The sequence below is a fragment of the Luteibacter sp. 621 genome (genome assembly GCF_050435445.1).
Lineage (GTDB): Bacteria > Pseudomonadota > Gammaproteobacteria > Xanthomonadales > Rhodanobacteraceae > Luteibacter.
Genome location: NZ_JBNDKI010000030.1, coordinates 1 through 20,758, shown reverse-complemented (window position 1 = coordinate 20,758; position 20,758 = coordinate 1). Strand labels below are relative to the sequence as shown.

Here is a 20,758-nt window from a genome sequence, read left to right as displayed (position 1 = left end):
CACATAGCGCGCCGGGGCGGCAGGGAGTAAGTTCATGCCGTATTTGCATCGCCTCGGCCGGCGCGTCGAAAGCTGGCGCTAAGGTTCGGGAAAGGAGCATGTAAGCGCTGGTTCTTACGCTGCCATGACAAGGTGGGCGTGCGCGCCAGCCTGTCTGTCCGCGAGGCCTCATGCATCCTGTTTCCCCTGCGCTGCGCCAGCGCTTCCGGCCCCTGGCCTGGTACGGCGCCCTGTTCCTGGTTGTGGCCTTCGTGGTCCGGCTTATCCTCCTGATCAAGACCGGCAAGGATGTGCCCCACTCCCCGGGCGCCCTGCTTTACGTCTTCGGCGTGGGCCTGGCCTACGACCTGGTCACCTTCATTTACATGGGCTGGCCCATGCTGCTGGTGCTGTGGCTGCTGCCGCGGCGAGCGGCCATGTCCGTCTGGGGCCGGCGCATCTTCCTGGGCTTCGCCTGGGTGCTGGCCTTTGCCACGCTGTTCGTCGCCGTCGCCGAGCTGGTGTTCTGGGGCGAGTTCAGTGCGCGCTTCAACTTCATCGCGGTGGATTACCTGGTCTACACCCACGAGGTGGTCGGCAATATCCAGGAGTCCTACCCGATCGGTACCTGGATCACGATGATCGCCCTGCTGGCCGTGGGCATCATCTGGCTCAGCCGCCGCAAGCTGGCGCTGGGTGACGATGGTTCACGCTTCGGCGGCCGCAGCCTTGTCGTGCTTGGCTGGCTGGTGGCTACCGTCGCGGTGAGCTTCGGCGTGGATGCGGCCATGAAGGATGGCCAGCGCAACCAGTACATGAACGAGCTGGCCGGCGACGGCACGTACGAGTTCTTCGCCGCGTTCCGCCAGAACGAACTGGATTACGCCAAGTACTACCCTTCGTTGCCGAAGGAGCAGGCGTTCGGCGAGCTGCGCACCTTGCTCAAGACCCCCGATGCGACGTTTACCAGCGATGACCCGATGGACATCACCCGCCGGATCGAGAACGCGGGGCCGGAGAAGAAACTCAACATCGTGCTGATCAGCGTGGAGAGCCTTTCAGGCGATTACGTGGAAGGCCTGTCGGTCAGCAAGCACAAGCACCTGATGCCCAACCTCGATGCGCTCGCATCGAAGAGCCTGTTCTTCACCGAGCTGTACGCCAACGGCACCCGCACGGTGCGTGGCCTGGAGGCGCTGGCGCTTTCGGTACCGCCCACGCCCGGCGAATCCATCGTGAAGCGCCCTGGCAATGAAGGCTTGTGGTCGCTGGCCGATGTGTTCAACGCGAAGGGCTACACCTCCGAGTTCGTCTACGGCGGCTACGGCTACTTCGACAACATGAACCACTTCTTCGCGAGCAACGGCTACAACGCCGTCGATCGCAACGTCATCGCGGACAAGGACATCCATGCGGAGAACGTGTGGGGCGTGGCGGACGAGGATCTGTTCACGCTGGTGATGAAACGCATGGACGATGCCTACGCGAAGGGCAAGCCGTACTTCGGCCATGTCATGACCACGTCGAACCATCGTCCGTTCACGTTCCCGGCAGGGCGCGTACCGCTGCCGCAGGGCTCCCGCCGTGCGGCCGTGCAGTACACCGACTGGGCGATTGCCGATTTCCTGAAGCGCGCCGCGACCAAGCCGTGGTTCGATGACACGATTTTCGTGATCACCGCCGACCACTGCGCGACGAGCGCGGGCAAGACCAGCCTGCCGGTCGATCGTTACCACATCCCGCTGTACATCTATTCGCCGAAACACGTGGCGCCGGGCCGCGTCGATCGCCTGATGAGCCAGATCGATATCCCGCCGACGCTGCTGGGCATGCTCAACTTCAGCTACACGTCACGCTTCTACGGCTACGACCTGTTCAAGCTGGAGCCGGGCCGTGAGCGCGCGTTCCTGAGCACCTACCAGGAACTGGGCTACCTGCATGGTGGCGTGCTGTCATCGTTGGTGCCGCGCCAGCCGGTGAAGGAAATGCTGCCGCAGGAAACCACCGGGGATGCGACCCCGGTGGCTACCTTCAACGACAAGGATGCGAAGGACGCGATCACCTACTACCAGACCGCGGCCTACCTGTTCACCAACGGCCTGATGAAGCGTAAATAGCGATTACGCCGCCGAGTCCACCAGGACGAGTTCAGCATCTTCCTTCGCGGTGATGCGCAGCACGCGCTCATCGCGGATGGCGGCGCCATCCCCCTTGCCCAGGGCCTCGCCATTGATCTCCACGGCGCCGGCGGCCGGCACCATGTAGGCGTAGCGGCCTTCGCCCAGCGTGTACTCCGTGGTCTCACCGGCCTTCAGGCTGGCGCCCAGCACGCGGGCATCCGTGCGGATCGGCAGGGCATCGGCATCCTCCTCAAAGCCACTGGCCAGGGTCACGAAGCGCCCCGAGCGCTCGCCCTTGGGGAACGGGCGGGTGCCCCACGACGGTGCCTTGCGTTCGCCATCGGGGATGATCCAGATCTGGAAAATGCGGGTGTCACTCGGCTCAGCGTTGTATTCGGCGTGGCGGATCCCGGTGCCTGCGCTCATCACCTGCACATCGCCGGCTTCGGTGCGGCCCTTGTTGCCCAGGCTATCCTCGTGGGTGATCGCGCCTTCGCGGACGTAGGTGATGATTTCCATGTCCGAATGCGGGTGCGGCGGGAAGCCGGTGCCGGCGGCGATGGTGTCATCGTTCCACACGCGCAGTGCGCCCCAGCCCATCCGCTTCGGGTCGTGGTACGAGGCGAACGAGAAATGATGCTTCGCATCGAGCCAGCCGTGGTTGGCACCACCCAGGGTGTTAAAGCGGCGGATGTCGATCATGTTCATGCTCCCCCGGTGTTCACCGGAATGGTTGAGTGGATGGGCGTATTTTCCGCTTCCACCGGGGGCTGCGGCGCATCGGCCGGCCGAACGGATCGTTTCCTCAGGGAATCAAATGGACTCAGTGGTTCGCGTGTGGGTCGATTTCGCGAACGACGCGAACCGCCGGGCACCATGCACTGCCATGCACCTTCGAACCCCGGGCCATGACTTGCGCGACCTGCACCGGCCCGTGCGATGAGCAACGGGAAACCAGCGTTTCGGTGGAAATAAGCCGGTGCCGCTCGGTGTAGAACGGCCACGCCGCGTTCCATGCGGCCGGGCGTTGGACGATGCGGCTGGTCATGCGCAACGGTTGCCCGTGTCGTGCCGCCTGGGCGAACGCCTTCGCGCGTGCCGTTTCGCTAATACGCACGATGAATTCACCGGAAGCGTGGTCCGGATCCACCGTCTGCACCGCGAAGTAGTGATCGGTCTGCACCTCTGCGGCCGTGGTGGCAGAGGGAATGGCCAGCGCCAGGGCGAATAGGGAGCGGAGCGGTGACATGGGTTTGTCCTTCCTTGGAGGGAACTCAAGGGAAGCACGGCCCACGTATCGGATCCACGGCCGGCCCTGCCGGCGGGTGCTGCGCCTACGGATCGTGCCGGCGTTCCCCTACACGGTTGCCTTTAGGCGAATGCTGCCCATATGGGAAAGATCGGTGCCCGTCGCACCCCAAGGATTGCGCCCATGATTCCGTTTTCCGTCCTCGACCTGGCCCCGGTGCCACGCGGTTCCACCCCCGGCGACGCCCTGCGGCACTCGCGCGACCTGGCGGTGCATGCCGAAGCCCTTGGCTTCCATCGCTACTGGCTGGCCGAGCACCACAACATGACCGGCATTGCCAGCGCCGCGACGGCGGTGGTCATTGGCTATATCGCCGAGGCGACGAAGACGATTCGCGTGGGCTCCGGCGGCATCATGCTGCCCAACCACGCCCCGCTGGTGATTGCCGAGCAGTTCGGCACGCTGGCCTCGCTGTACCCGGGCCGTATTGACCTTGGCCTGGGCCGGGCGCCCGGTACGGACTACGCGACGGCGCGCGCCCTGCGCCGCGCGATGGGCCCGAGCGACGATCGTTTCCCGGACGATGTGGTCGAGCTGCAGCACTACCTTGGTCCCCTGCAGCCCGGGCAGAGCGTGCGAGCCGTGCCCGGCATCGACACGAACGTGCCCCTGTGGCTGTTGGGCTCGAGCCTGTTCAGTGCGCGCCTGTCGGCCGAACTGGGCCTGCCGTTCGCCTTCGCCTCGCACTTCGCGCCCGACCTGATGATGCAGGCACTCGAGGTGTACCGCACCATGTTCCGCCCCTCGGCGGTGCTGGCCAAACCGTACGCGATGCTGGGCATCAACGTGGTCGCGGCCGATACCGACCAGGAGGCGCAGCGCCTGTTCACCTCGCAGCAGCAGGCGTTCTGGAACCTGCGCCGCGGTGCGCCGGGCCAGCTGCCGCCGCCAGTGAACAGCATGGAAGGCATCTGGACCCCGATGGAGAAGGCGCAGGTGGATCATGCCTTGTCGTGCGCAGTGGTCGGCTCGCCCGATACGGTGCGCGAGGGCCTTGCAGCGTTCATTGAGCGCACCCAGGCCGATGAGCTGATCATCACCGCCCAGGTGTTCGACCACGAGGCGCGCAAGCACTCGTACACGCTGGTGGCCCAGCAGCACGCCCGGCTGGCCACGGAAGCCGCTGCATGACGGTAAGGGTCGTCCTCGACACGAACGTATGCCTGGATGCGTTTGTTTTCTCCGATCCCCGCGCCGCGACGCTTGTCGCGGCGATCGAAGGTGGCGAAGTGGAAGCCGTGACGCGTGACGATTGCCGGCAGGAATGGCTGGCCGTGCTGGATTATCCGGCGCTGAAGCTCGATGACGCGCGCCGCGCTGAAGCGCTCTCCCGCTTCGATACGCTGGTGCGCGTGTTGCCGAAAGCGACGTGCGAACGTGCACCGCCACGCTGCAAGGATCCCGACGACCAGAAATTCCTGGAACTCGCCACGTCCACACGCGCTTCGATCCTGTTCTCGCGCGATGCCGAGGTGCTACGCCTCGGCCGCCGTACGAAACGCGAAGGGCTATTCGAGATCATGCGCCCGGAAGAGTGGCCGGCATTCCGCGATGCGGATTAACCGGTGCGTGTAGGAGCGGCCTTTAGTCCAGTGGGACCAGCGCGATGAAATTGCGCAGGCTGTAATAGCGCTCGTGCTGCGGCCAGTCCACCGAGGCGATGGCCTTGTGGCCGGCTGCCCACGGCTCGTTATCCAGCAGCACCTCGACCTGGGTCTTGCCGTCGCCCACGTTGCCGTAGAACACACGGATCCAGTGCACGTCGTTGGTAAGCGGCGCGGTGGCGATGGCGGCTTCCAGGGCCGACAGGCCATCCTCCGGGATCTCCATCGGCGCATCGCTTTCGCCGCGCAGCGTGAAATCGCCGATGTAGGCGGTGAAGCGGTGAGCGCCTGCGTTCATCTCGCGCACGGCCAGCTTCTTCTTTTCCACCTGGTGCCAGCACGCGGCGAGCACGACGAAGAAATCGTTGCGCGCGAAGCTATCCAGCGCGTCACGGCAACCGGCCTTGCCCGTGCCGATACCGCCAAAGCTCTCTTCGATGGTGCGTTCTTCATCCAGCACGATATCCAGGTCCAGCCGGCCCATGCCGCCGTCCTTGCCCTCGTGCCATATGCCGCGAATGGCGGGGAAATCGTCACCCTCGGTGAGCAGCCAGTCCTCGTCCGGCTCCAGGCCAATATCGTGTTCGGCGAAGAGATCGATGAGGTGGTTCTGGATAAGTCGGTCCATGGAGGTTCCGCAAAAGATCAGTGGGAGACATTATGCGGCCCCGGCGAGTTCGCCGAGTGCCATCGCGGCGGCGGGGTTGCGTTCCTTCGCCGCGGAAATAAAGAAAACGAACACATCCCTTGGCACGCCCCCGACGGCAGCCTTGCCTACGTGGGGCAAGTCGGCCGGATCCCCACCCCCAGCCCAGGTGGCAGCCCGCGAGGCCCATTCGGCCAGGGCTGGCGCGGTATAGCCGGTTTTGCGGTTAGCCTGGCTACGCATCAGCCGGGCGTACACAAAGGGGCCGGTCAGGTCCGCCAGGTTCGGGTAATCGGGCGAATCGGTGTACACGGTGGCGATGCCACGTGCGCGGGCGAGTTCCAGCCAGCGTGGGTCGAGGAAACTGGGGTGGCGCACTTCCACTGCGTGGCGTAACGGCACGCCGTCGATGGCATCCGGCAGCAGCGTGAGGAACGCGGCGATGTCGTCCGGATCGAACACACGTGTGGGCAGGAACTGCCAGAGCACCGGGCCAAGCCGGTCGCCTAGCGCGGCGACGCCTTCGAGGAAGCGCCCTACCCGCTCACCCGTCGATGCCAGCGCCTTCGTCTGCACGATGTGCCGCGGCGCCTTGACCGAAAAGACAAATCCGTCAGGCACGGTGGCGGCCCACTGGCGGTAGATCTCCGGGGCAGGCGCGCGGTAGTACGTACCATTGATCTCGATCGCGCTGACCTGGCGGCTGGCGAACTCGAGCTCGCGTTTCTGGGCCAGGTCATCCGGGTAGAAGAGCCCGCGCCACGGCGCGAACGTCCAGCCGCCCATGCCGGTACGGACGTTACCCTGTTTAGCGCGCTGCTTTTTCTCGGCCATCATCGTTGCATGCTCGCAGGTGGCGGGTGGAGGACATGTCGTTGCATGCCGTACGGGAGCGGATCGGCCATACTCCTGCCCCAGACCTTGCCACCTCAGCGCCATGCCCACCATCCGCATCATGACTGTCGACGACCATCCTCTCCTGCGCGAGGGAATCGCTGCCGTGCTGGAAGGCCAGGCCGGGCTGGAGCTGGTCGCCGAGGCCAGTACGGGCGAGGAAGCGATCGAGCGCTATCGTCAGTTGCGCCCCGACCTGACGTTGATGGACCTGCAGATGCCCGGCATGGGTGGCATCGCGGCGATCGAGGCTATCCGTGCGGAGTTTCCTGATGCACGGATCCTCGTGCTCACCACGTACCGTGGCGATGTGCAGGCGCTGCGCGCCTTTCGCGCCGGCGCCCAGGGTTATCTGCTGAAGAGTGAACTGCGCAAGGACATGCTCAGCACCATCACCCAGATGATGGATGGGAAACGCCGCGTGCCGGACGAGATCGCCAGCGAGATCGCCGGCCACGCCAACGATGATGAGCTGACCCCTCGCGAGACCCAGGTGCTGACGCATGTCGCCACGGGCGCGGCCAATCGTGATGTCGCCACGACGCTGGGCATCGCGGAAGAAACGGTGAAGGCGCACATGAAGAGCATCCTGGCCAAGCTGCAGGCCAACGATCGCACCCACGCGGTGGCCATCGCGCTCCGCCGCGGCATCATCGAGCTCTGATGGGCCTCAGGTGCGCGCGTGTGCGTATCGCTTGCGGTAATCCGCAGGAGTGACGCCAAGCCGGCGCATGAAGGCCCGCCGAAGGCCGTTGGCGTCCGCGTAGCCCAGCTTCGCGGCGACCCGCTTGGGCGTGTCGTGGCCTTCTTCCAGCCAGCGCCGTGCGGCTTCCACGCGCATGGTTTCCACGAACTCGGCAGGCGTCATCCCGACCTCGCGGTGGAAGACGCGAGCGAAGTGTCGCGGGCTCATGCCTGCGCGCGCCGCCATGCCCGGCACCGAATGATCCTCGCCGGGATGGGCGGCCACGTAGCGCTGTAGCTCCTGCAGGGCGCCGCGCCCCGCCGGGGCGGCCTCGCCATGCCGGCTGAACTGCATCTGGCCGCCCGGCCGGCGGTAGAACACCACCAGTTCGGCGGCGACCGCCATGGCCACGTCGCGGCCCAGGTCCTCTTCCACCAGGGCGATGGCCAGGTCCATGCCGGCCGTGACCCCGGCGGCGGTGCACACGGGCCCGTCGCGGACCACGAACGCATCGGCCTCGACGGTGAGGGAGGGGTGGCGGCGCCCGAGCAGCTCGGCGACCTTCCAGTGCGTGGTCACCCGGCGCCCATCCAGCAAGCCGGTCTGGGCGAACAGCAGGGCGCCGCTGCAGATCGAGCCATAGCGGCGCGCCCGCACGGCATGGGCCTGCAGCCAGTCGAGCGTGTGCAGGTCGGTCGCGGCGTTGGCCAGGTCCGGCGAGCCGGCCACCAGCAAGGTATCCACTACGGTGATGTCGTCCTGGGTGCTGCGGTCGGGCAGGAAACGCATGCCCGACGAGGCGGCTACCGCGAGAGGTGCCGTGCCCACCGTCAGCACCTTGTAGAACTCGCGCCCCGTCTGGCGGTTCGCCTCCGCGAAAACATCCGCGGGGCCGGAGACGTCCAGCATCTGGACGCCCGGTGGCGCGACGATCGCGATGGCCAGGGGCTTGGGCATGGGCCGATTATGGCTGGATATGGCATTCCGTATCAATTACCGCCGGATTTCCCGCCGATGTGATGACGGATTTGATCTGATAATCAGTCGTATTTACGATTAACACCTTTCGCCCCCCCCTTTCCCCAAGGTTCACCCGATGTCCATCCGCCCTACCGTCCTTGCCGTCGCGCTGGCCGGCGCCCTTGTCGCGCGCGCCGCCGCCGCCCAGGATACCGCCGCCCCGCCGCCGCCCAGCCCCACCAACCTGGAGGGCGTAAAGGTGGTCGGCGACTGGCTGGGGGATGCCCAGCAGAACGTGGTGCAGAACCACCCGGGGGCGCGCACCGTGGTACGCCGTGAGGAACTGCGCGAAGCGGGCGCTACCAACCTGCGCGATGCGCTGCGCCGCATCCCCGGGGTGCAGGTGCAGGAGAGCAATGGCACGGGCGGCAGCGATGTCTCGCTCAACGTCGGCGTGCGCGGCCTCACCTCGCGCCTGTCGCCACGCTCCACCATCCTGCTCGATGGCGTGCCGCTGGCCGTGGCCCCGTACGGCCAGCCGCAGGTCTCCATGGCCCCGGTGGGCCTGGGCAACCTGCAGGCGGTCGATGTCGTGCGCGGTGGCGGCTCCGTACGCTACGGGCCGCAGAACGTCGGCGGCATCATCAACTTCGTGACCCGCGATATCCCCGAAACGTTCGGCGGCAGCGCGGGCGTGCAGTTCCAGGGCAGCGAGCACGGCGGCATCCGCACCAACACCAATGCGTTCGTGGGCGGCACCACCGACAAGGGCCTGGGCATCGCCTTGCTCTACAACGGCCTGCACGGCCCGGGCTACCGCGAGCATGAAGACAACGAAAGCATCGACGATGTGATGCTGAAGGCGAAGTACGCCATCACCAGCGAAGACACGCTCACCGGCAGCATCCACCACTACGACGGCCAGGCGGGCATGCCGGGCGGCCTCACCCAGGCCGATTACGATGCCGATCCGTTCCAGTCGCGCCGCCCGTACGATGATTTCCACGGCCGCCGTACGGACTACGTGGTGAAGTACAGCCACGTCGAAGACCGACGCTCGTTCGAAGTGCAGTCGTATTACTCCGATAGCTTCCGTGGAAGCCATATCGAGACCATCACCGAGAACCCGAACGGCAGCTACACGCACCAGCTCAACGCCTACCCGCGCAACTACCACGTGTTCGCGATCGAGCCGCGTTATTCGCAGCTGTTCGATTGGGGCCAGGTCACGCACGAGATCGGCATCGGCTACCGCTACACCAGCGAGGCCATGCACGAGCAGACGTATCGCAACAACAAGTTCACGTCGAACCTCTGGTACACGCCGTTCACCGGCGATCCGTACAGCGGCGCTTACGTGCTCTCGGGCAACAACACCGGCAGCAACGAAGCGCATGCCGTGTATATCGATGACACGATCAACGCGGGCGACTGGACGATCACGCCGGGCCTGCGCTACGAGCGCATTCGCAGTGAATGGCAAGCACACCCGAGCAGCACGGTGATCGTGAAAGGCCCGAGCGAGCGCCGCGAGGAGTACTCCAAACCGCTGCCCTCGCTGAATGTCATGTACCACCTGAGCGAAGCGTGGAAGCTGTACGCCAACGCGGAGACCTCGTTCGGTTCGCTGCAGTACTTCCAGATCGGCCAGAAGGATTCCACTGGCCAGTTCGCGCAGGGCCTGGAACCCGAGCTCGCCCGCACCTATGAAATCGGTACGCGCTACGACGACAAGGCCTGGGGCGGCGAGGTCAGCCTGTTCCGCATCAACTTCGATCACGAGCTGCAGCTGGTGGGCAAGCTGCCCAACGTGCCGGATTCGTACGAAGGCTGGACCAGCCTGGGTGCCACCACGCACAAGGGTGTGGAAACGTCGGCGCACCTCGACTTCGGTTCGTTCGCCGATGCACTCGAAGGCCTGACGCTGTGGGGCACGGCCACGTATACGCATGCGTTCTACAAGCATGGCTCGTTCGCCGGCAAGGACCTGCCGTTCTATTCGCGGCGCACGGCCAACCTTGGCCTGCGCTACAACGTGGCCGCGTGGACGTTCAACCTGGATGCGTTCTCGCAATCGCGCCAGCATTCGCCGGGCTCGCCGAGCTTCGATCCGGCCAACCCCACCGAATACGTGACCGAACCCTCGGCAGATGGCGACCTGGGCAATATCCCGGGCTGGACGACCTGGAACGCGCGCGGTGAATATGCGTTTGGCCCGTCGCTCTCGAACCTGCGGGTGGGCGTGGGCGTCAAGAACCTGTTCGACCGCCGTTACTTCACCCGCTCCACCGATAACAACGACGGCCTCTACGTCGGTATGCCGCGTACCTACTTTGTCCAGGCTTCCGTGGATTTCTGATGACCCCTCGCCCGCGCCGATTCCGCAGCACCCTGAAGACCCTGCACCTGTGGCTGGGCCTGTCGCTTGGCTTGCTGCTGGCGCTGGTGACGCTCTCCGGCAGCGTGCTGCTGTGGGAGCAGCCGCTGTTCGCGGCCGGGCATCCTGAGCTCGTATCCCGGCCGCTCCCCGCGCTTGCCACCCAGGCTCGTTCGCTCGACACCGTGCTGGCTTCGCCGCAGGCAAAGGGCTTGCGTGGCCTTTCGCTGCCGGACGCCGAGATGCCCGTGTGGGAAGCACAGGCACGCGGTGGTGACCGGCTGTATTTCGATGCCACCACCGGCGAGCTACTGCTTACCCGGCACAAGAGTGGCGATGTGCTGCTGACGTTGCTGGACTGGCACACCCACCTGCTGACCGGCGACGTGGGCGAGACGGTGCTCGGCGTGGTCGCGTGCACCGGGCTGTTCATGCTGTTCTCGGGCGTGTGGCTGTACTGGCCTGGGCGCCAGCGTGCGCTCAAGCACCTCAAGCCGCACGCGAATCCGCCGGTGCTGCGCTGGGCGAGCTTTCACCGCGCCGTGGGCGTGGTTGCCCTGCCCTTGCTCATTGTGATGATCGGCACCGGCACCACCATGGCGTATCGCGGTGCGGTACGTAATGGCCTTGCCGCGGCATTTGGCGAGAAGGCGCCGGCCAAGCCGCCGAAGACCGCACCGCTGGATGGCAAGCCAGATTGGGCGGCCGTGCTGGCATCGGCCCGCGCCGCCGCACCCGATGCGGAACTCACCCGCGTGACCCTGCCGGGCAAGGATTCCGGCACTATCGCCATGCGCGTGCGCCGCGCGGGCGAATGGAACCTGGCGGGCCGCAGCACGCTGTTCATCAACGGCCACGACGCCAGCGTGATCGGCGGTGAGGATGCGACGAAACTGGGCCCGGGTGGCCGCCTGGCCAACGCCCTGTTCCCGATCCATTCCGCCGCCGTGGGTGGCATCGTGTGGCGCACGCTAGCCTGTATCACCGGCCTGCTGCCGAGCTTCCTGCTGGTCACCGGCTTCCTGTTCTGGCGCGCCCGCCAACGCCGCAAGCACCTGTAGGAGCGCGCTTGCGCGCGATAGGCGTGCCCCCAGGCCATGGTTCTGTCGCAAGCACCCATCGCGCGCAAGCGCGCTCCTACAAAGAGTCATGCTATTGCCCGGGTTTCGGCTCTTGCGGCTCGTAACCTGCGCGCTCAACCCGCCAGGATCACGACCATGCGCCGCACCCTGCCCCTCATCGCCGCTTTAGCCACCCTGCCCGCTTTCGCACAGTCACCGACCGCGCCGGTTCCCGAGTGGAGCGAGCCGGCTGCACCGCACGTGATCTACGGCAACACCTACCAGGTGGGTACGAAGGGGCTGTCGTCCATTCTCATCACCTCGCCGCAAGGGCACATCCTTATCGATGGCACGTGGACGCAGAACGCGTCGCTGATCGAGGCGAACATCCGCAAGCTGGGTTTCCGTGTCGAGGACATCAAGCTCATCCTCAACTCGCACGCGCACCATGACCACGCGGGGGCCATCGGCCAGCTGGCGAAGGACAGTGGCGCCACCGTGCGCGCCACCGCAGCGGGAGCGAAGGCGATGCGGCTGGGGGGACACGACCCGGATGATCCGCAGTACACGCCGGGCTCGAAGGACGCGTATCCAGTGTTCCCGGTGACCGGTGATATCACGGATGGCAAGGTGGTCACGGTCGGCCCGTTGAAGCTTACGGCACACATCACGCCGGGCCATACGCCCGGTGGCACCGCATGGACGTGGGATGCTTGCGAAGGCAGCACGTGCAAGCACATCGCCTACGCGGATAGCCTGTTCGCGTTCTCATCCGGCACCTATCGTTACAGCGATCACCCCGCTTACGTCGCCGCGTACTGGAAGACGTTTGATCGCGTCGCCGCACTGCCGTGCGACATCCTGGTCACGCCGCATCCCGAACAGGGCGAAGGCGAGACCTGCAAGAGCTACGCGCAGGCCGGCCGCGACCGCCTCAAGGAAAAGCTGAAAGAAGAAGCCAGGTAACCGCGGGAGCGGTTACGTGGACCTGGCGAGCATCTGGGTGATGCGCTCGTCCTTGTCCTGCCACAGCTGGTTGATCCAGGCCTGGAAACGTTCGCGGAACGCGCTGTCGTTCTCGTAATCGCCACGCATGCTGTCCATGAGCGGCAGCTTGCGCACGTGGATGCGGATCTCGCGGATGCGCCCGGCGATCATATCCATCATGGAACCGGGGCCATCGGGGTACACGATGGTCACATCCAGCATGTGGCGGATCGCATCACCCATGGCATCCACCACGAAGGCCACGCCGCCCGCCTTCGGGCGCAGCAGGTGCGTGTACGGCGATTTCTGCGCGTCGTGCTTGGCCTGCGTAAAGCGGGTGCCCTCCGTGAAGTTCATGATCGCCACGGGGACGTGGCGGAACTTCTCGCATGCACGGCGCGTGGCATCGCGGTCGCGCGATTTCAGCTCCGGATGCTTTGCCAGCTCTTCGCGCGAATGGCGTTTCATGAAGGGGAAATCCAGCGCCCACCAGGCCGGGCCTAGCAACGGTACCCAGATCAGCTGGCTTTTCAGGAAGAAGCGCATGAACGGGATGCGTCGGTTGAAGATTTTCTGAAGGGCGGGGATGTCGATCCAGCTCTGGTGGTTGCACACCACCAGATAGTTATCGCGCGGCGCCAGGCCATCCACGCCATCGATCGTCCAGCGCGTGCGGGTGAACGCACCCCACAACCATCCATTGAAGCTGAGCCAGCTCTCGGCGATACCCACCAAAGCTTTGCCGCACGCCGTGCGCAGCCCGCGCAGCGGCAACACCATGCGTACCAGCGAAAGCAGGAGCAGCGGTGTCACGTGCAGCACCGTGTTGCCCAGCAGGAACAGGCAGGCAAGGGGGACGCGCAGGAAGACCGGTAGCGAGGCGAACATGGGGCTTGGGTTCGGATTAGGAATCGCCAAGTCTACAGGCCCAGCCGCTCCACGACGTCATCCAGGCTCTGGCGCACCTTGTCGATGCCCTCCCAGGGGTCTTTCTTCTGCCGGGCCAGGCGTTTGGGTACGGAGTGGATGGTGAAGTCCGCGCCGGATTTGAGCTTGCCCAGGTCCTCCCAGCGCAGCGGGACCGCCACCGGTGCGCCCGGGCGGGCGCGTAGCGAGTAGGAGGCGACCGCGGTAGCCCCGCGGCCGTTGCGCAGGTAATCCAGGTAGATCTTGCCGCCGCGCACTTTCTTCGCCGCCGTGGCCACGAACTCCAGCGGGTGCGCCTGGGCCAGCGCCTCCGCGAAGCCGCGGGCAAACGTGCGAACGGTATCCCAGTCCGCGCCCGGGGCCAGCGGCACCACGATGTGCAGCCCCTTGCCACCGGTGGTGCGGACAAAGGATGTCAGCCCGAGTTGCTTGAGAGAATCCCTAACCATACGTGCTGCCGCCACCACGCGCTTCCACGCCACGCCATCACCCGGATCAAGGTCGAAGATCACCCGATCGGCGACGTCCGGTGTCTTGACGTGCGAGCCCCACGGGTGGAACTCGATCGCGCCGAACTGCACCAGTTCCAACAGGCCGGTCTCATCTTTCGGATACAGGTAAACGGCTTGCGCACCGGTTTCCTCCTTGAGCTTTGCCGAACCGACATGGTGCAGGCCGGCGATCATGTGCTTCTGGAAGAAGCAGTGCTCGCCGATACCTCCCGGGCAACGCAACATGGGCATGGGCCGGTCGGCCACCGGTGGCAGGAACCATGGCATGACCGCTTTGTAGTAATCGGCCACGTCCTGCTTGGTTATCCCATCGTCCGGGTACACCACCCGGTCGGGGTGGGTAATCGTGATCTCATCGGTCGCCACGGGCTTCGTCCTCACGGGCTTCTTTGGTTCGGGGGAGGCGGCGGTGCGGCGATCGCTATCGCGCAGATCCTTCGGTGCCTTGTCGATGCGCAACGCCTTCAGGCTGGGCTGGCGCAGCAGGCCCAGGTTGCCGATGCCACGGTAGTAGACCTCAGCCACCACGGTGGGTTTGACCCATAGGGCGCCGCGGAGCAGGGGGTCAATGCCATCCAGCGGCACGGGTGGCGCTTTTTGCCCGCCTCTCGCAAGCGTTTTGCCGAGATCGCGCAGCATCTCATCGGTAAAGCCGGTGCCGACACGGCCGATGTAGGTCCAGCGCCCCTTCGTGCCCGGTTTGGCAAGCAGCAGTGAACCGAACGAAAGTCGTGAGCCCTTCGCAGGCGTGTAGCCGATCACGGCGAACTCGTCCGCTTCAAGGCGTTTGATCTTCAGCCAGTCATCGTTTCGGCCGCTGTGGTAAGGCCCGTCAACGCGCTTGGAAATGATGCCTTCGAGCTTCTGCTCCATGGCCATGGCAAACACGGCGTCCCCATCGCCCATGTTGTGGCCGCTGTAGCCAAGGTGCGGTGGCGCGTGCGCCAGCAGGCGTTCCAGTAACGCCTTGCGCTCGGACAACGCGGTTCGCGACAGGTCATAGCCTTGCAGGAACGGCATATCGAAAAGCATGTACACCAGCGGTGCCTGCGCTTCGCCTGCGAGTGTCTTCTGCAGTGCATTGAAATCACTGCGGCCGTTCGCGTCGAGCGCGATCAGTTCGCCATCGAGACGCGCACTGTCCAGGCCCAGCGCTTCAATAGCCTGCACGATCTCCGGGATGCGATCGTTCCAGGGAAGCGCGTTGCGTGACCACACGTTGACTTCGCCCCTGGAGATACCGGTAAGGATGCGATAACCGTCCCACTTCACTTCGTGCAGCCAGGCGTCGCCCTGAGGTGGCGTCTCGCGCAGGCGCGCCAGCTGTGGCGCAAAGAATGCCGTGCTGGATCGCGCTTTCTTCGCGCCCTTGATGGCCCCGGCTGCCTTGCTGAGCGAAGCCAGCGGCACGCGTCGAGCCCTTGGTGCCACCTTCCTGCGTGCGGTGCTCTTCGTTGCAGCCGCTTTCGTTGCCGGTGTTTTTGCCGCCTTCCGGGTGCTCTCTCGCATCGTTTTGTCCAGCAGGTCGTCAGCCTCCACATCCCCCGCGTACGCGTCGGCGGCCTTGATAAGGAACCATGCAGGCTGGCGTTCCTTCTTGCCACTACGTACCAGGTGCCAGGCACCTTTCAGGCGTTTGCCGAACAATTCGAAACTCAGGTGGCCCTTCGCGAGCTGCGCTTCGACATCGCCGGCAGACGACCACACGCCACGATCAAATGTATCGACGTGCCCCTTGCCATAACCTTCGTCGATATCGCCTTCGAACTCGGCGTAAGACAGGGGGTGGTCTTCCACTTCGACGGCTAGCCGCTTCACCTTTGGGTCGAAGCTGGGGCCCTTCGGCACAGCCCAGCTGCGCAGCACGTCGCCCACCTGCAGCCGGAAATCGAAATGCCGGCGCGATGCGTGGTGCAGTTGCACGACGAAGATGGTCCGCCCGGTGCGCGCTGACCGTTCCGGGGCGGGCTCACGCGTCCGCCCAAAGTCGCGTTTCTTCCGGTATTCCTGCAGGCTCATGGCAAGGATGATTGAAGCGTGGTGGTGAACGGGCCGTGCAGCCCGCACGGAGCCTTCTCCAGAGTTGTCGGCGCGCGCGTGGCATGGCTACGCTCGCGGTCCCAGTCACGTCACCGGATGTTCGCACCCCATGCACGGCTCCCGTCTTGCCCCCTTTGATCCTGCGCGCCGCCGCTTTGTCCAGGGCCTGGCCGTGGCGGGGGTGGGCCTCGCTACCGGTACCGTACGCCCGGTGCTTGCGCAGGCACCGCTGCCGCGCGTGGCCAGCCTGCAGGGGCCCGCGTTCCAGTTGGCGGTGAGCGAGGCAGCGGTGGACTTCACCGGGCGCGCCCGCCAGGCGGTCACCCTGGGTGGAGGCGTGCCCGGGCCGACGCTGCGCTGGCGCGAAGGCGACGACGTGAGCATCGCGATCGAGAACCAGCTGGATACCATCACCTCCATCCACTGGCACGGCATGATCGTGCCCGCGGATCAGGATGGCGTGCCGGGCCTGAGTTTCGATGGCATCCCGGCGCGGTCCCGGTTCACCTATCGCTTTCCCGCGAGGCAGGCGGGCACCTACTGGTATCACGCACATAGCCGCTTCCAGGAACAGAGTGGCCTGTACGGGGCGATCGTTATCGAGCCGGCCGGTGGTGAGCGCTATCCGGCGGATCGCGAGCACGTGATCCTGATCAGCGACTGGACCGATGAAGACCCGGAGCGCGTCTATGCGAAGCTGCGCACCCGCTCGGATATCTACAATGATGGGCAGCCCACGCTTGCAGGCTTCCTGCGCGACGCACGAGAGAAGGGCTTTCACGATGCGGTCGCCATGCGCCGCATGTGGAACCAGATGCGGATGAACCCGACCGACCTGGCCGATGTCTCGGCCAGCACGTACACGTACCTGGTAAACGGCACGGCGCCGGCGGGAAACTGGACCGGTGAATTCAAGCCTGGCGAGCGCGTGCGCCTGCGCCTCATCAATGGCTCGTCCAACTCGATCTTTGATTTGCGCATCCCCGGCCTGCGCATGCAGGTCGTCGCGGCCGATGGCCAGGATGTGCTGCCGGTGGATGTCGACGAACTGCGGCTTTCCGCCGCCGAGACCTACGACGTGATGGTCACGCCCACGGAAGACCGTGCCTACACGGTCTTCGCCCAGTCCATCGATCGCTCCGGTTATGCGCGCGCCACGCTTGCGCCGCGAACTGGCATGCGCGCCGAGGTGCCGGCGCTCGATCCACGGCCACGGCTGGCCATGCGCGACATGATGGGATCGATGGCTGGGGACGCGACCGATGGCGCCATGGTGATGGCGCACCACGCCAGCACGGAATACGGCCCCAACGTGGATATGCGCGTGGACATGCCGCGCACCAATCTGGATGACCCTGGCGCGGGCCTGCGCGAACGCACGCATCGCGTACTGACGTATGCGGACCTGCACTCGGTGGGCGGCGCGTACGATACGCGCGAGCCGTCGCGCACGATCGAACTGCACCTCACCGGAAATATGGAGCGTTTCGCGTGGGGCTTTGATGGCCTGAAGTACTCGCAGGCGAAGCCCGTGCACTTCCGAAAGGGTGAGCGCCTGCGCGTGACGCTCGTCAACGACACCATGATGAACCACCCCATCCACCTGCATGGCATGTGGAGCGATGTGGAAACACCGGGCGGAGCGTTCCAGGTTCGCAAGCACACGGTCAACGTGCAGCCCGCGCAGCAGGTGAGTTATGCGGTCACGGCCGACAACCCCGGGCGGTGGGCGTTCCATTGCCACATGCTGTACCACATGGAAGCGGGCATGTTCCGCGAAGTGGTGGTGTCATGAGGCGCTGGTGGTTGGTCGCCGCGTGGTACCCGTTCGCCGCATTTGCGCAGGAGATGCCGGCGATGGAAGGCATGGACCATGCCGCCATGCATCATGATGCCGCGCAGCCCGCGTCGTCGGCACAGGGCGCGCCTGCTGTACAGGACCCGCATGCCGGCCACGACATGGCCGGCATGCATGGCCAAAGCGACGCGCACGATATGGGCGGCATGGGCGACATGAAGATGGGCGCGATGCAGGGCGGCAGCGCGCCCGCGGATGCGCGCAGTCCCGACTGGTCCGACGGTGTGGCCCCCGCGTCGATGCACGGCATGGCCATGCATGACATGGACGACACCGCAGCGAACGCGATGCTATTGCTCGATCGCCTTGAAGCGTTTTCAGGGCAGGGCGGCCACGGCCAGTCGTGGGAAGCCGAGGGTTGGTACGGCAACGACAGCGACAAGCTATGGTTTCGCAGCGAAGGCGAGCGCGAAGACGGCCGTCCGCACGACGGCGATGCCGAGCTGTTCTGGAGCCACGCCATCGCCACGTTCTGGGATACCCAGCTCGGCGTACGCAGCGATTTCGGCGAAGGCCCGAAGCGGCAGTGGGCCGCCTTCGGCTTGCAAGGCCTGGCGCCGTACTGGTTCGAACTTGAGGCCACGGCCTACGTGGGGCAGGGTGGGCGCACCGCCGCGCGGGTCCGCGCCGAGTACGAGCTGCGCATCACCCAGCGCTTGATCCTGCAACCCGAGCTGGAAGTGAATGCCTACGGCAAGGATGACGAACGCCGCCTGCTGAGGTCCGGCATCTCATCCGTGGAGGGTGGGCTACGCCTGCGCTACGAGTTCACCCGGACCTTCGCCCCGTACGTCGGCGTGGCCTGGGAACACCTTACGGGCGGCACGGCGGACCTGGCTTCCGATCAGGGCCGCCGCATAACGGACCGCCGCTGGGTCGCCGGCCTCCGCCTCTGGTTCTAACCCTGTAGGAGCGCGCTTGCGCGCGATTGCCGAAACCGGTGCGCTACAGGCGCGCGCGCCCGATGCGAGGCATTATTGACTCAACAGCACCAGGGGCGGATCGTTCATGCATCCAGCTCACGAGCGCCTCCCATGCCCAACGACGGCCGCCTCCTCGGCAACCTAAGCGTCCTCGTATCCGTCGTGGAAACGGGCAACTTCGCTCGCGCCGCCGAAGCGCTCGGCCTCTCGCCCTCCGGCGTAAGCCGCGCCATCGGGCGCCTGGAAGCCCGGCTGGGCGTGCGGCTGCTCCAGCGAACCACGCGTTCAGTGCACCTCACCGACGAAGGCGAGCGGCTGGTGGCGCAGGTGGGTCCGTTGCTATCGGGCATCGAGGACGCCGCTCTGTCGGCGGCAGGCGATGCCCAGGCCGTGCGCGGCCGTCTCCGGGTGAGCCTCGATCCGATGTTTTCGCGCCTGATCGTGGCACCCAGGCTCACGGCGTTCCTGGCCCAGCATCCCGCGCTGGAGATCGAGATCGTGACCCGCGACGAGCTGGGCGACCTGGTTGCGGAAGGCATCGATGTGGCCGTCCGGTTCGGTGTGCCGCCGTCCTCATCGCTGGTGGCGCGCAAGCTGCTCGATACGCGTGTGCTCACGGTAGCGGCACCCGCCTATCTTGCCGCCCATGGCCAGCCGCGTACGCCAAAGGAGCTGGCGGCCCACGGTTGCATCCAGTTCCGCGACCCGGTCACCCGGCGGCCGTTCGAGTGGGAGTTTCATCGCCGCGGTAAGGTCACCGTGGTGGAGACCACGGGCCCGATTCTCGTGACGGATTCGGCGACCATGTACGGCCTGTGCGTCGCGGGTGCGGGTATCGCCCAGGTCCTGGAAGCGAGTGTCCGCGATGCGCTGGAGGATGGCCGCCTCGTGGAACTGTTCCCCGAGCATGCCGAGGAGACCTTTCCGCTCTACGCGTTCTACCCCTCGCGTCGACACGCGCCCCCCAAGGTGCGGGCTTTCGTGGACTTCTGCGTGGCGCTGGGCCGGCGTGCGTGAACGCGGCGTTGACGGCCGGGGTGGTTCGCTCTGTGGACCGACCTGCCGGGAGTGCCGCCATGCCACCGCGCGAAACCTATGACGACCCCACGACGGGCTCCGGCGACCCGACCCATGGCCTGCCGCCGGGCCCGGTGGAGCCAGTGAACCATGGCTCGGGTGATCCGCAACACAAGCGCGATGCGGATGTCGAAAATGGCGGCAGCTGATCGACGTAAGGGTAGATGCCACCACAAAGGGAGCACGCCATGAGCCGTCCATTCCGCCGCATTACCCCGTTTCTCTGGTTCGATACCCAGGCCGAAGAGGCCGCGACGTTCTACACATCGATCTTCCCGAACTCGCGGATCACCGCAGTCACTCGCTATTCGAAAGAATCATCGGCCGCTTCCGGGCGCCCGGAAGGTTCGGTGATGACCGCCGCATTTGAGCTGGACGGTGAGCCAGTCACGGCACTCAACGGCGGCCCCATCTTCAAGTTCAACGAGGCCCTGTCCCTGGTGGTGCATTGCAAGGACCAGACGGAGATTGACCACTACTGGAACAAGCTATCGGAGGGCGGTGATCCGAAGGCCCAGGCGTGCGGGTGGCTGAAGGACAAGTACGGCCTGTCATGGCAGATCTGCCCGGTGGATATCGAGGCGCTCGTGCAAAATCCCGGCTCGGTTGCTGCGCTGATGCACATGACGAAGATCGATATCGCCGCGATGCGCGCCGCGGCCACGTGAATCGCGGGGGGGGCCGGGCCCCCCCCCCCCCCCCCGGGGGGGGGGGGGGGGGGGGGGGGCGCGCGGGCGCGCGGGGGGGGGGGGGGGGGGGCGGCCGGGCCGACGCCAAGCACGAGCCCCACGGCGGCGCG

General features: G+C 65.8%; 19 protein-coding genes. 12 read left to right on the top strand and 7 right to left on the bottom strand.

The features are described from left to right. The first annotated feature begins 170 nt into the window (after positions 1-170). On the top strand, positions 171-2,096 hold the full coding sequence (locus ABIE56_RS21690; protein WP_429245888.1) for an LTA synthase family protein: 1,926 nt from the start codon (positions 171-173) through the stop codon (positions 2,094-2,096). 3 nt (positions 2,097-2,099) lie between these two features. Here ABIE56_RS21690 and ABIE56_RS21685 read toward each other — a convergent pair whose 3' ends face one another. Together ABIE56_RS21685 and ABIE56_RS21680 are read right to left on the bottom strand one after the other, a co-directional pair. After that, a complete protein-coding gene (locus ABIE56_RS21685) occupies positions 2,100-2,801 on the bottom strand; it encodes a pirin family protein (RefSeq protein ID WP_429245887.1) in 702 nt (233 codons plus the stop codon). 121 nt (positions 2,802-2,922) lie between these two features. Beyond that, positions 2,923-3,348 carry a hypothetical protein gene (locus ABIE56_RS21680; protein ID WP_429245886.1) on the bottom strand — a complete coding sequence of 142 codons (426 nt, stop codon included), beginning with the start codon at positions 3,346-3,348 and terminating at the stop codon, positions 2,923-2,925. 183 nt (positions 3,349-3,531) lie between these two features. On the opposite strand from ABIE56_RS21680, the gene ABIE56_RS21675 reads away from it, so the two are divergent. Continuing rightward, complete coding sequence (locus ABIE56_RS21675; protein WP_429245885.1) at positions 3,532-4,539, top strand: LLM class flavin-dependent oxidoreductase; 1,008 nt, start codon at positions 3,532-3,534, stop codon at positions 4,537-4,539. Then, entirely contained in the window at positions 4,536-4,970 is a 435-nt protein-coding gene (locus tag ABIE56_RS21670; RefSeq protein WP_429245884.1) for a putative toxin-antitoxin system toxin component, PIN family, read from the top strand. Before ABIE56_RS21675 ends, ABIE56_RS21670 begins: the two co-directional genes overlap by 4 nt. 22 nt (positions 4,971-4,992) lie before the next feature. On the opposite strand, the gene ABIE56_RS21665 is transcribed toward ABIE56_RS21670, so the two are convergent. Together ABIE56_RS21665 and ABIE56_RS21660 are read right to left on the bottom strand one after the other, a co-directional pair. After that, on the bottom strand, positions 4,993-5,640 hold the full coding sequence (locus ABIE56_RS21665) for a DUF6348 family protein (protein ID WP_429245883.1): 648 nt from the start codon (positions 5,638-5,640) through the stop codon (positions 4,993-4,995). A gap of 30 nt (positions 5,641-5,670) precedes the next feature. After that, positions 5,671-6,495: a DUF72 domain-containing protein gene (locus ABIE56_RS21660; RefSeq protein WP_429245882.1), complete on the bottom strand. Its 825-nt coding sequence runs from the start codon at positions 6,493-6,495 to the stop codon at positions 5,671-5,673. 100 nt (positions 6,496-6,595) lie between these two features. Here ABIE56_RS21660 and ABIE56_RS21655 point away from each other — a divergent pair, with 100 nt between their 5' ends. After that, complete coding sequence (locus ABIE56_RS21655; RefSeq protein WP_429245881.1) at positions 6,596-7,216, top strand: response regulator; 621 nt, start codon at positions 6,596-6,598, stop codon at positions 7,214-7,216. 6 nt (positions 7,217-7,222) lie between these two features. Here ABIE56_RS21655 and ABIE56_RS21650 read toward each other — a convergent pair whose 3' ends face one another. Beyond that, positions 7,223-8,194, bottom strand: coding sequence for a GlxA family transcriptional regulator (locus ABIE56_RS21650; protein ID WP_429245880.1), 972 nt, complete (start codon positions 8,192-8,194; stop codon positions 7,223-7,225). 139 nt (positions 8,195-8,333) lie between these two features. Between ABIE56_RS21650 and ABIE56_RS21645 the strand changes: the two genes are divergently transcribed. From ABIE56_RS21645 to bla, 3 genes are all read left to right on the top strand, one after another. Then, positions 8,334-10,556, top strand: a complete 2,223-nt coding sequence (locus tag ABIE56_RS21645) for a TonB-dependent receptor family protein (protein ID WP_429245879.1) — start codon at positions 8,334-8,336, stop codon at positions 10,554-10,556. Then, a complete protein-coding gene (locus ABIE56_RS21640; RefSeq protein ID WP_429245878.1) occupies positions 10,556-11,635 on the top strand; it encodes a PepSY-associated TM helix domain-containing protein in 1,080 nt (359 codons plus the stop codon). Before ABIE56_RS21645 ends, ABIE56_RS21640 begins: the two co-directional genes overlap by 1 nt. Before the next feature lie 156 nt (positions 11,636-11,791). After that, entirely contained in the window at positions 11,792-12,601 is an 810-nt protein-coding gene (bla, locus tag ABIE56_RS21635) for a subclass B3 metallo-beta-lactamase (protein WP_429245877.1), read from the top strand. Between the two features lie 12 nt (positions 12,602-12,613). Here bla and ABIE56_RS21630 read toward each other — a convergent pair whose 3' ends face one another. Together ABIE56_RS21630 and ligD are read right to left on the bottom strand one after the other, a co-directional pair. Next, the gene (locus ABIE56_RS21630; protein ID WP_429245876.1) at positions 12,614-13,510 is read right to left on the bottom strand and encodes an acyltransferase; all 897 of its coding nucleotides are present in this window, start codon (positions 13,508-13,510) and stop codon (positions 12,614-12,616) included. A gap of 32 nt (positions 13,511-13,542) precedes the next feature. Continuing rightward, positions 13,543-16,080, bottom strand: a complete 2,538-nt coding sequence (gene ligD, locus ABIE56_RS21625; RefSeq protein ID WP_429245875.1) for a DNA ligase D — start codon at positions 16,078-16,080, stop codon at positions 13,543-13,545. A 130-nt stretch (positions 16,081-16,210) separates the two neighbouring features. On the opposite strand from ligD, the gene ABIE56_RS21620 reads away from it, so the two are divergent. From ABIE56_RS21620 to ABIE56_RS21600, 5 genes are all read left to right on the top strand, one after another. After that, positions 16,211-17,896: a copper resistance system multicopper oxidase gene (locus tag ABIE56_RS21620; RefSeq protein WP_429245874.1), complete on the top strand. Its 1,686-nt coding sequence runs from the start codon at positions 16,211-16,213 to the stop codon at positions 17,894-17,896. Then, positions 17,893-18,861 (top strand): copper resistance protein B, encoded by a 969-nt coding sequence (locus ABIE56_RS21615; protein WP_429245873.1) that lies wholly within the window; start codon positions 17,893-17,895, stop codon positions 18,859-18,861. The genes ABIE56_RS21620 and ABIE56_RS21615 overlap by 4 nt, the downstream gene beginning before the upstream one ends. 132 nt (positions 18,862-18,993) lie before the next feature. Next, the gene (locus tag ABIE56_RS21610; protein WP_429245872.1) at positions 18,994-19,899 is read left to right on the top strand and encodes a LysR family transcriptional regulator; all 906 of its coding nucleotides are present in this window, start codon (positions 18,994-18,996) and stop codon (positions 19,897-19,899) included. A 59-nt stretch (positions 19,900-19,958) separates the two neighbouring features. After that, positions 19,959-20,108 carry a hypothetical protein gene (locus ABIE56_RS21605; protein WP_429245871.1) on the top strand — a complete coding sequence of 50 codons (150 nt, stop codon included), beginning with the start codon at positions 19,959-19,961 and terminating at the stop codon, positions 20,106-20,108. 39 nt (positions 20,109-20,147) lie between these two features. Continuing rightward, the gene (locus tag ABIE56_RS21600) at positions 20,148-20,627 is read left to right on the top strand and encodes a VOC family protein (protein WP_429245870.1); all 480 of its coding nucleotides are present in this window, start codon (positions 20,148-20,150) and stop codon (positions 20,625-20,627) included. The last annotated feature ends 131 nt before the right edge of the window (positions 20,628-20,758 follow it).

Coding starts and splice junctions, on each gene's coding strand:
- ABIE56_RS21600 (WP_429245870.1), top strand. CDS start 20,148: ATGAGCCGTCCATTCCGCCGCATTACCCCGTTTCTCTGGTTCGATACC.
- ABIE56_RS21620 (WP_429245874.1), top strand. CDS start 16,211: ATGCACGGCTCCCGTCTTGCCCCCTTTGATCCTGCGCGCCGCCGCTTT.
- ABIE56_RS21615 (WP_429245873.1), top strand. CDS start 17,893: ATGAGGCGCTGGTGGTTGGTCGCCGCGTGGTACCCGTTCGCCGCATTT.
- ABIE56_RS21610 (WP_429245872.1), top strand. CDS start 18,994: ATGCCCAACGACGGCCGCCTCCTCGGCAACCTAAGCGTCCTCGTATCC.
- ABIE56_RS21630 (WP_429245876.1), bottom strand. CDS start 13,510: ATGTTCGCCTCGCTACCGGTCTTCCTGCGCGTCCCCCTTGCCTGCCTG.
- bla (WP_429245877.1), top strand. CDS start 11,792: ATGCGCCGCACCCTGCCCCTCATCGCCGCTTTAGCCACCCTGCCCGCT.
- ABIE56_RS21655 (WP_429245881.1), top strand. CDS start 6,596: ATGCCCACCATCCGCATCATGACTGTCGACGACCATCCTCTCCTGCGC.
- ABIE56_RS21665 (WP_429245883.1), bottom strand. CDS start 5,640: ATGGACCGACTTATCCAGAACCACCTCATCGATCTCTTCGCCGAACAC.
- ABIE56_RS21645 (WP_429245879.1), top strand. CDS start 8,334: ATGTCCATCCGCCCTACCGTCCTTGCCGTCGCGCTGGCCGGCGCCCTT.
- ABIE56_RS21685 (WP_429245887.1), bottom strand. CDS start 2,801: ATGATCGACATCCGCCGCTTTAACACCCTGGGTGGTGCCAACCACGGC.
- ABIE56_RS21660 (WP_429245882.1), bottom strand. CDS start 6,495: ATGATGGCCGAGAAAAAGCAGCGCGCTAAACAGGGTAACGTCCGTACC.
- ABIE56_RS21605 (WP_429245871.1), top strand. CDS start 19,959: ATGCCACCGCGCGAAACCTATGACGACCCCACGACGGGCTCCGGCGAC.
- ABIE56_RS21670 (WP_429245884.1), top strand. CDS start 4,536: ATGACGGTAAGGGTCGTCCTCGACACGAACGTATGCCTGGATGCGTTT.
- ligD (WP_429245875.1), bottom strand. CDS start 16,080: ATGAGCCTGCAGGAATACCGGAAGAAACGCGACTTTGGGCGGACGCGT.
- ABIE56_RS21650 (WP_429245880.1), bottom strand. CDS start 8,194: ATGCCCAAGCCCCTGGCCATCGCGATCGTCGCGCCACCGGGCGTCCAG.
- ABIE56_RS21690 (WP_429245888.1), top strand. CDS start 171: ATGCATCCTGTTTCCCCTGCGCTGCGCCAGCGCTTCCGGCCCCTGGCC.
- ABIE56_RS21680 (WP_429245886.1), bottom strand. CDS start 3,348: ATGTCACCGCTCCGCTCCCTATTCGCCCTGGCGCTGGCCATTCCCTCT.
- ABIE56_RS21675 (WP_429245885.1), top strand. CDS start 3,532: ATGATTCCGTTTTCCGTCCTCGACCTGGCCCCGGTGCCACGCGGTTCC.
- ABIE56_RS21640 (WP_429245878.1), top strand. CDS start 10,556: ATGACCCCTCGCCCGCGCCGATTCCGCAGCACCCTGAAGACCCTGCAC.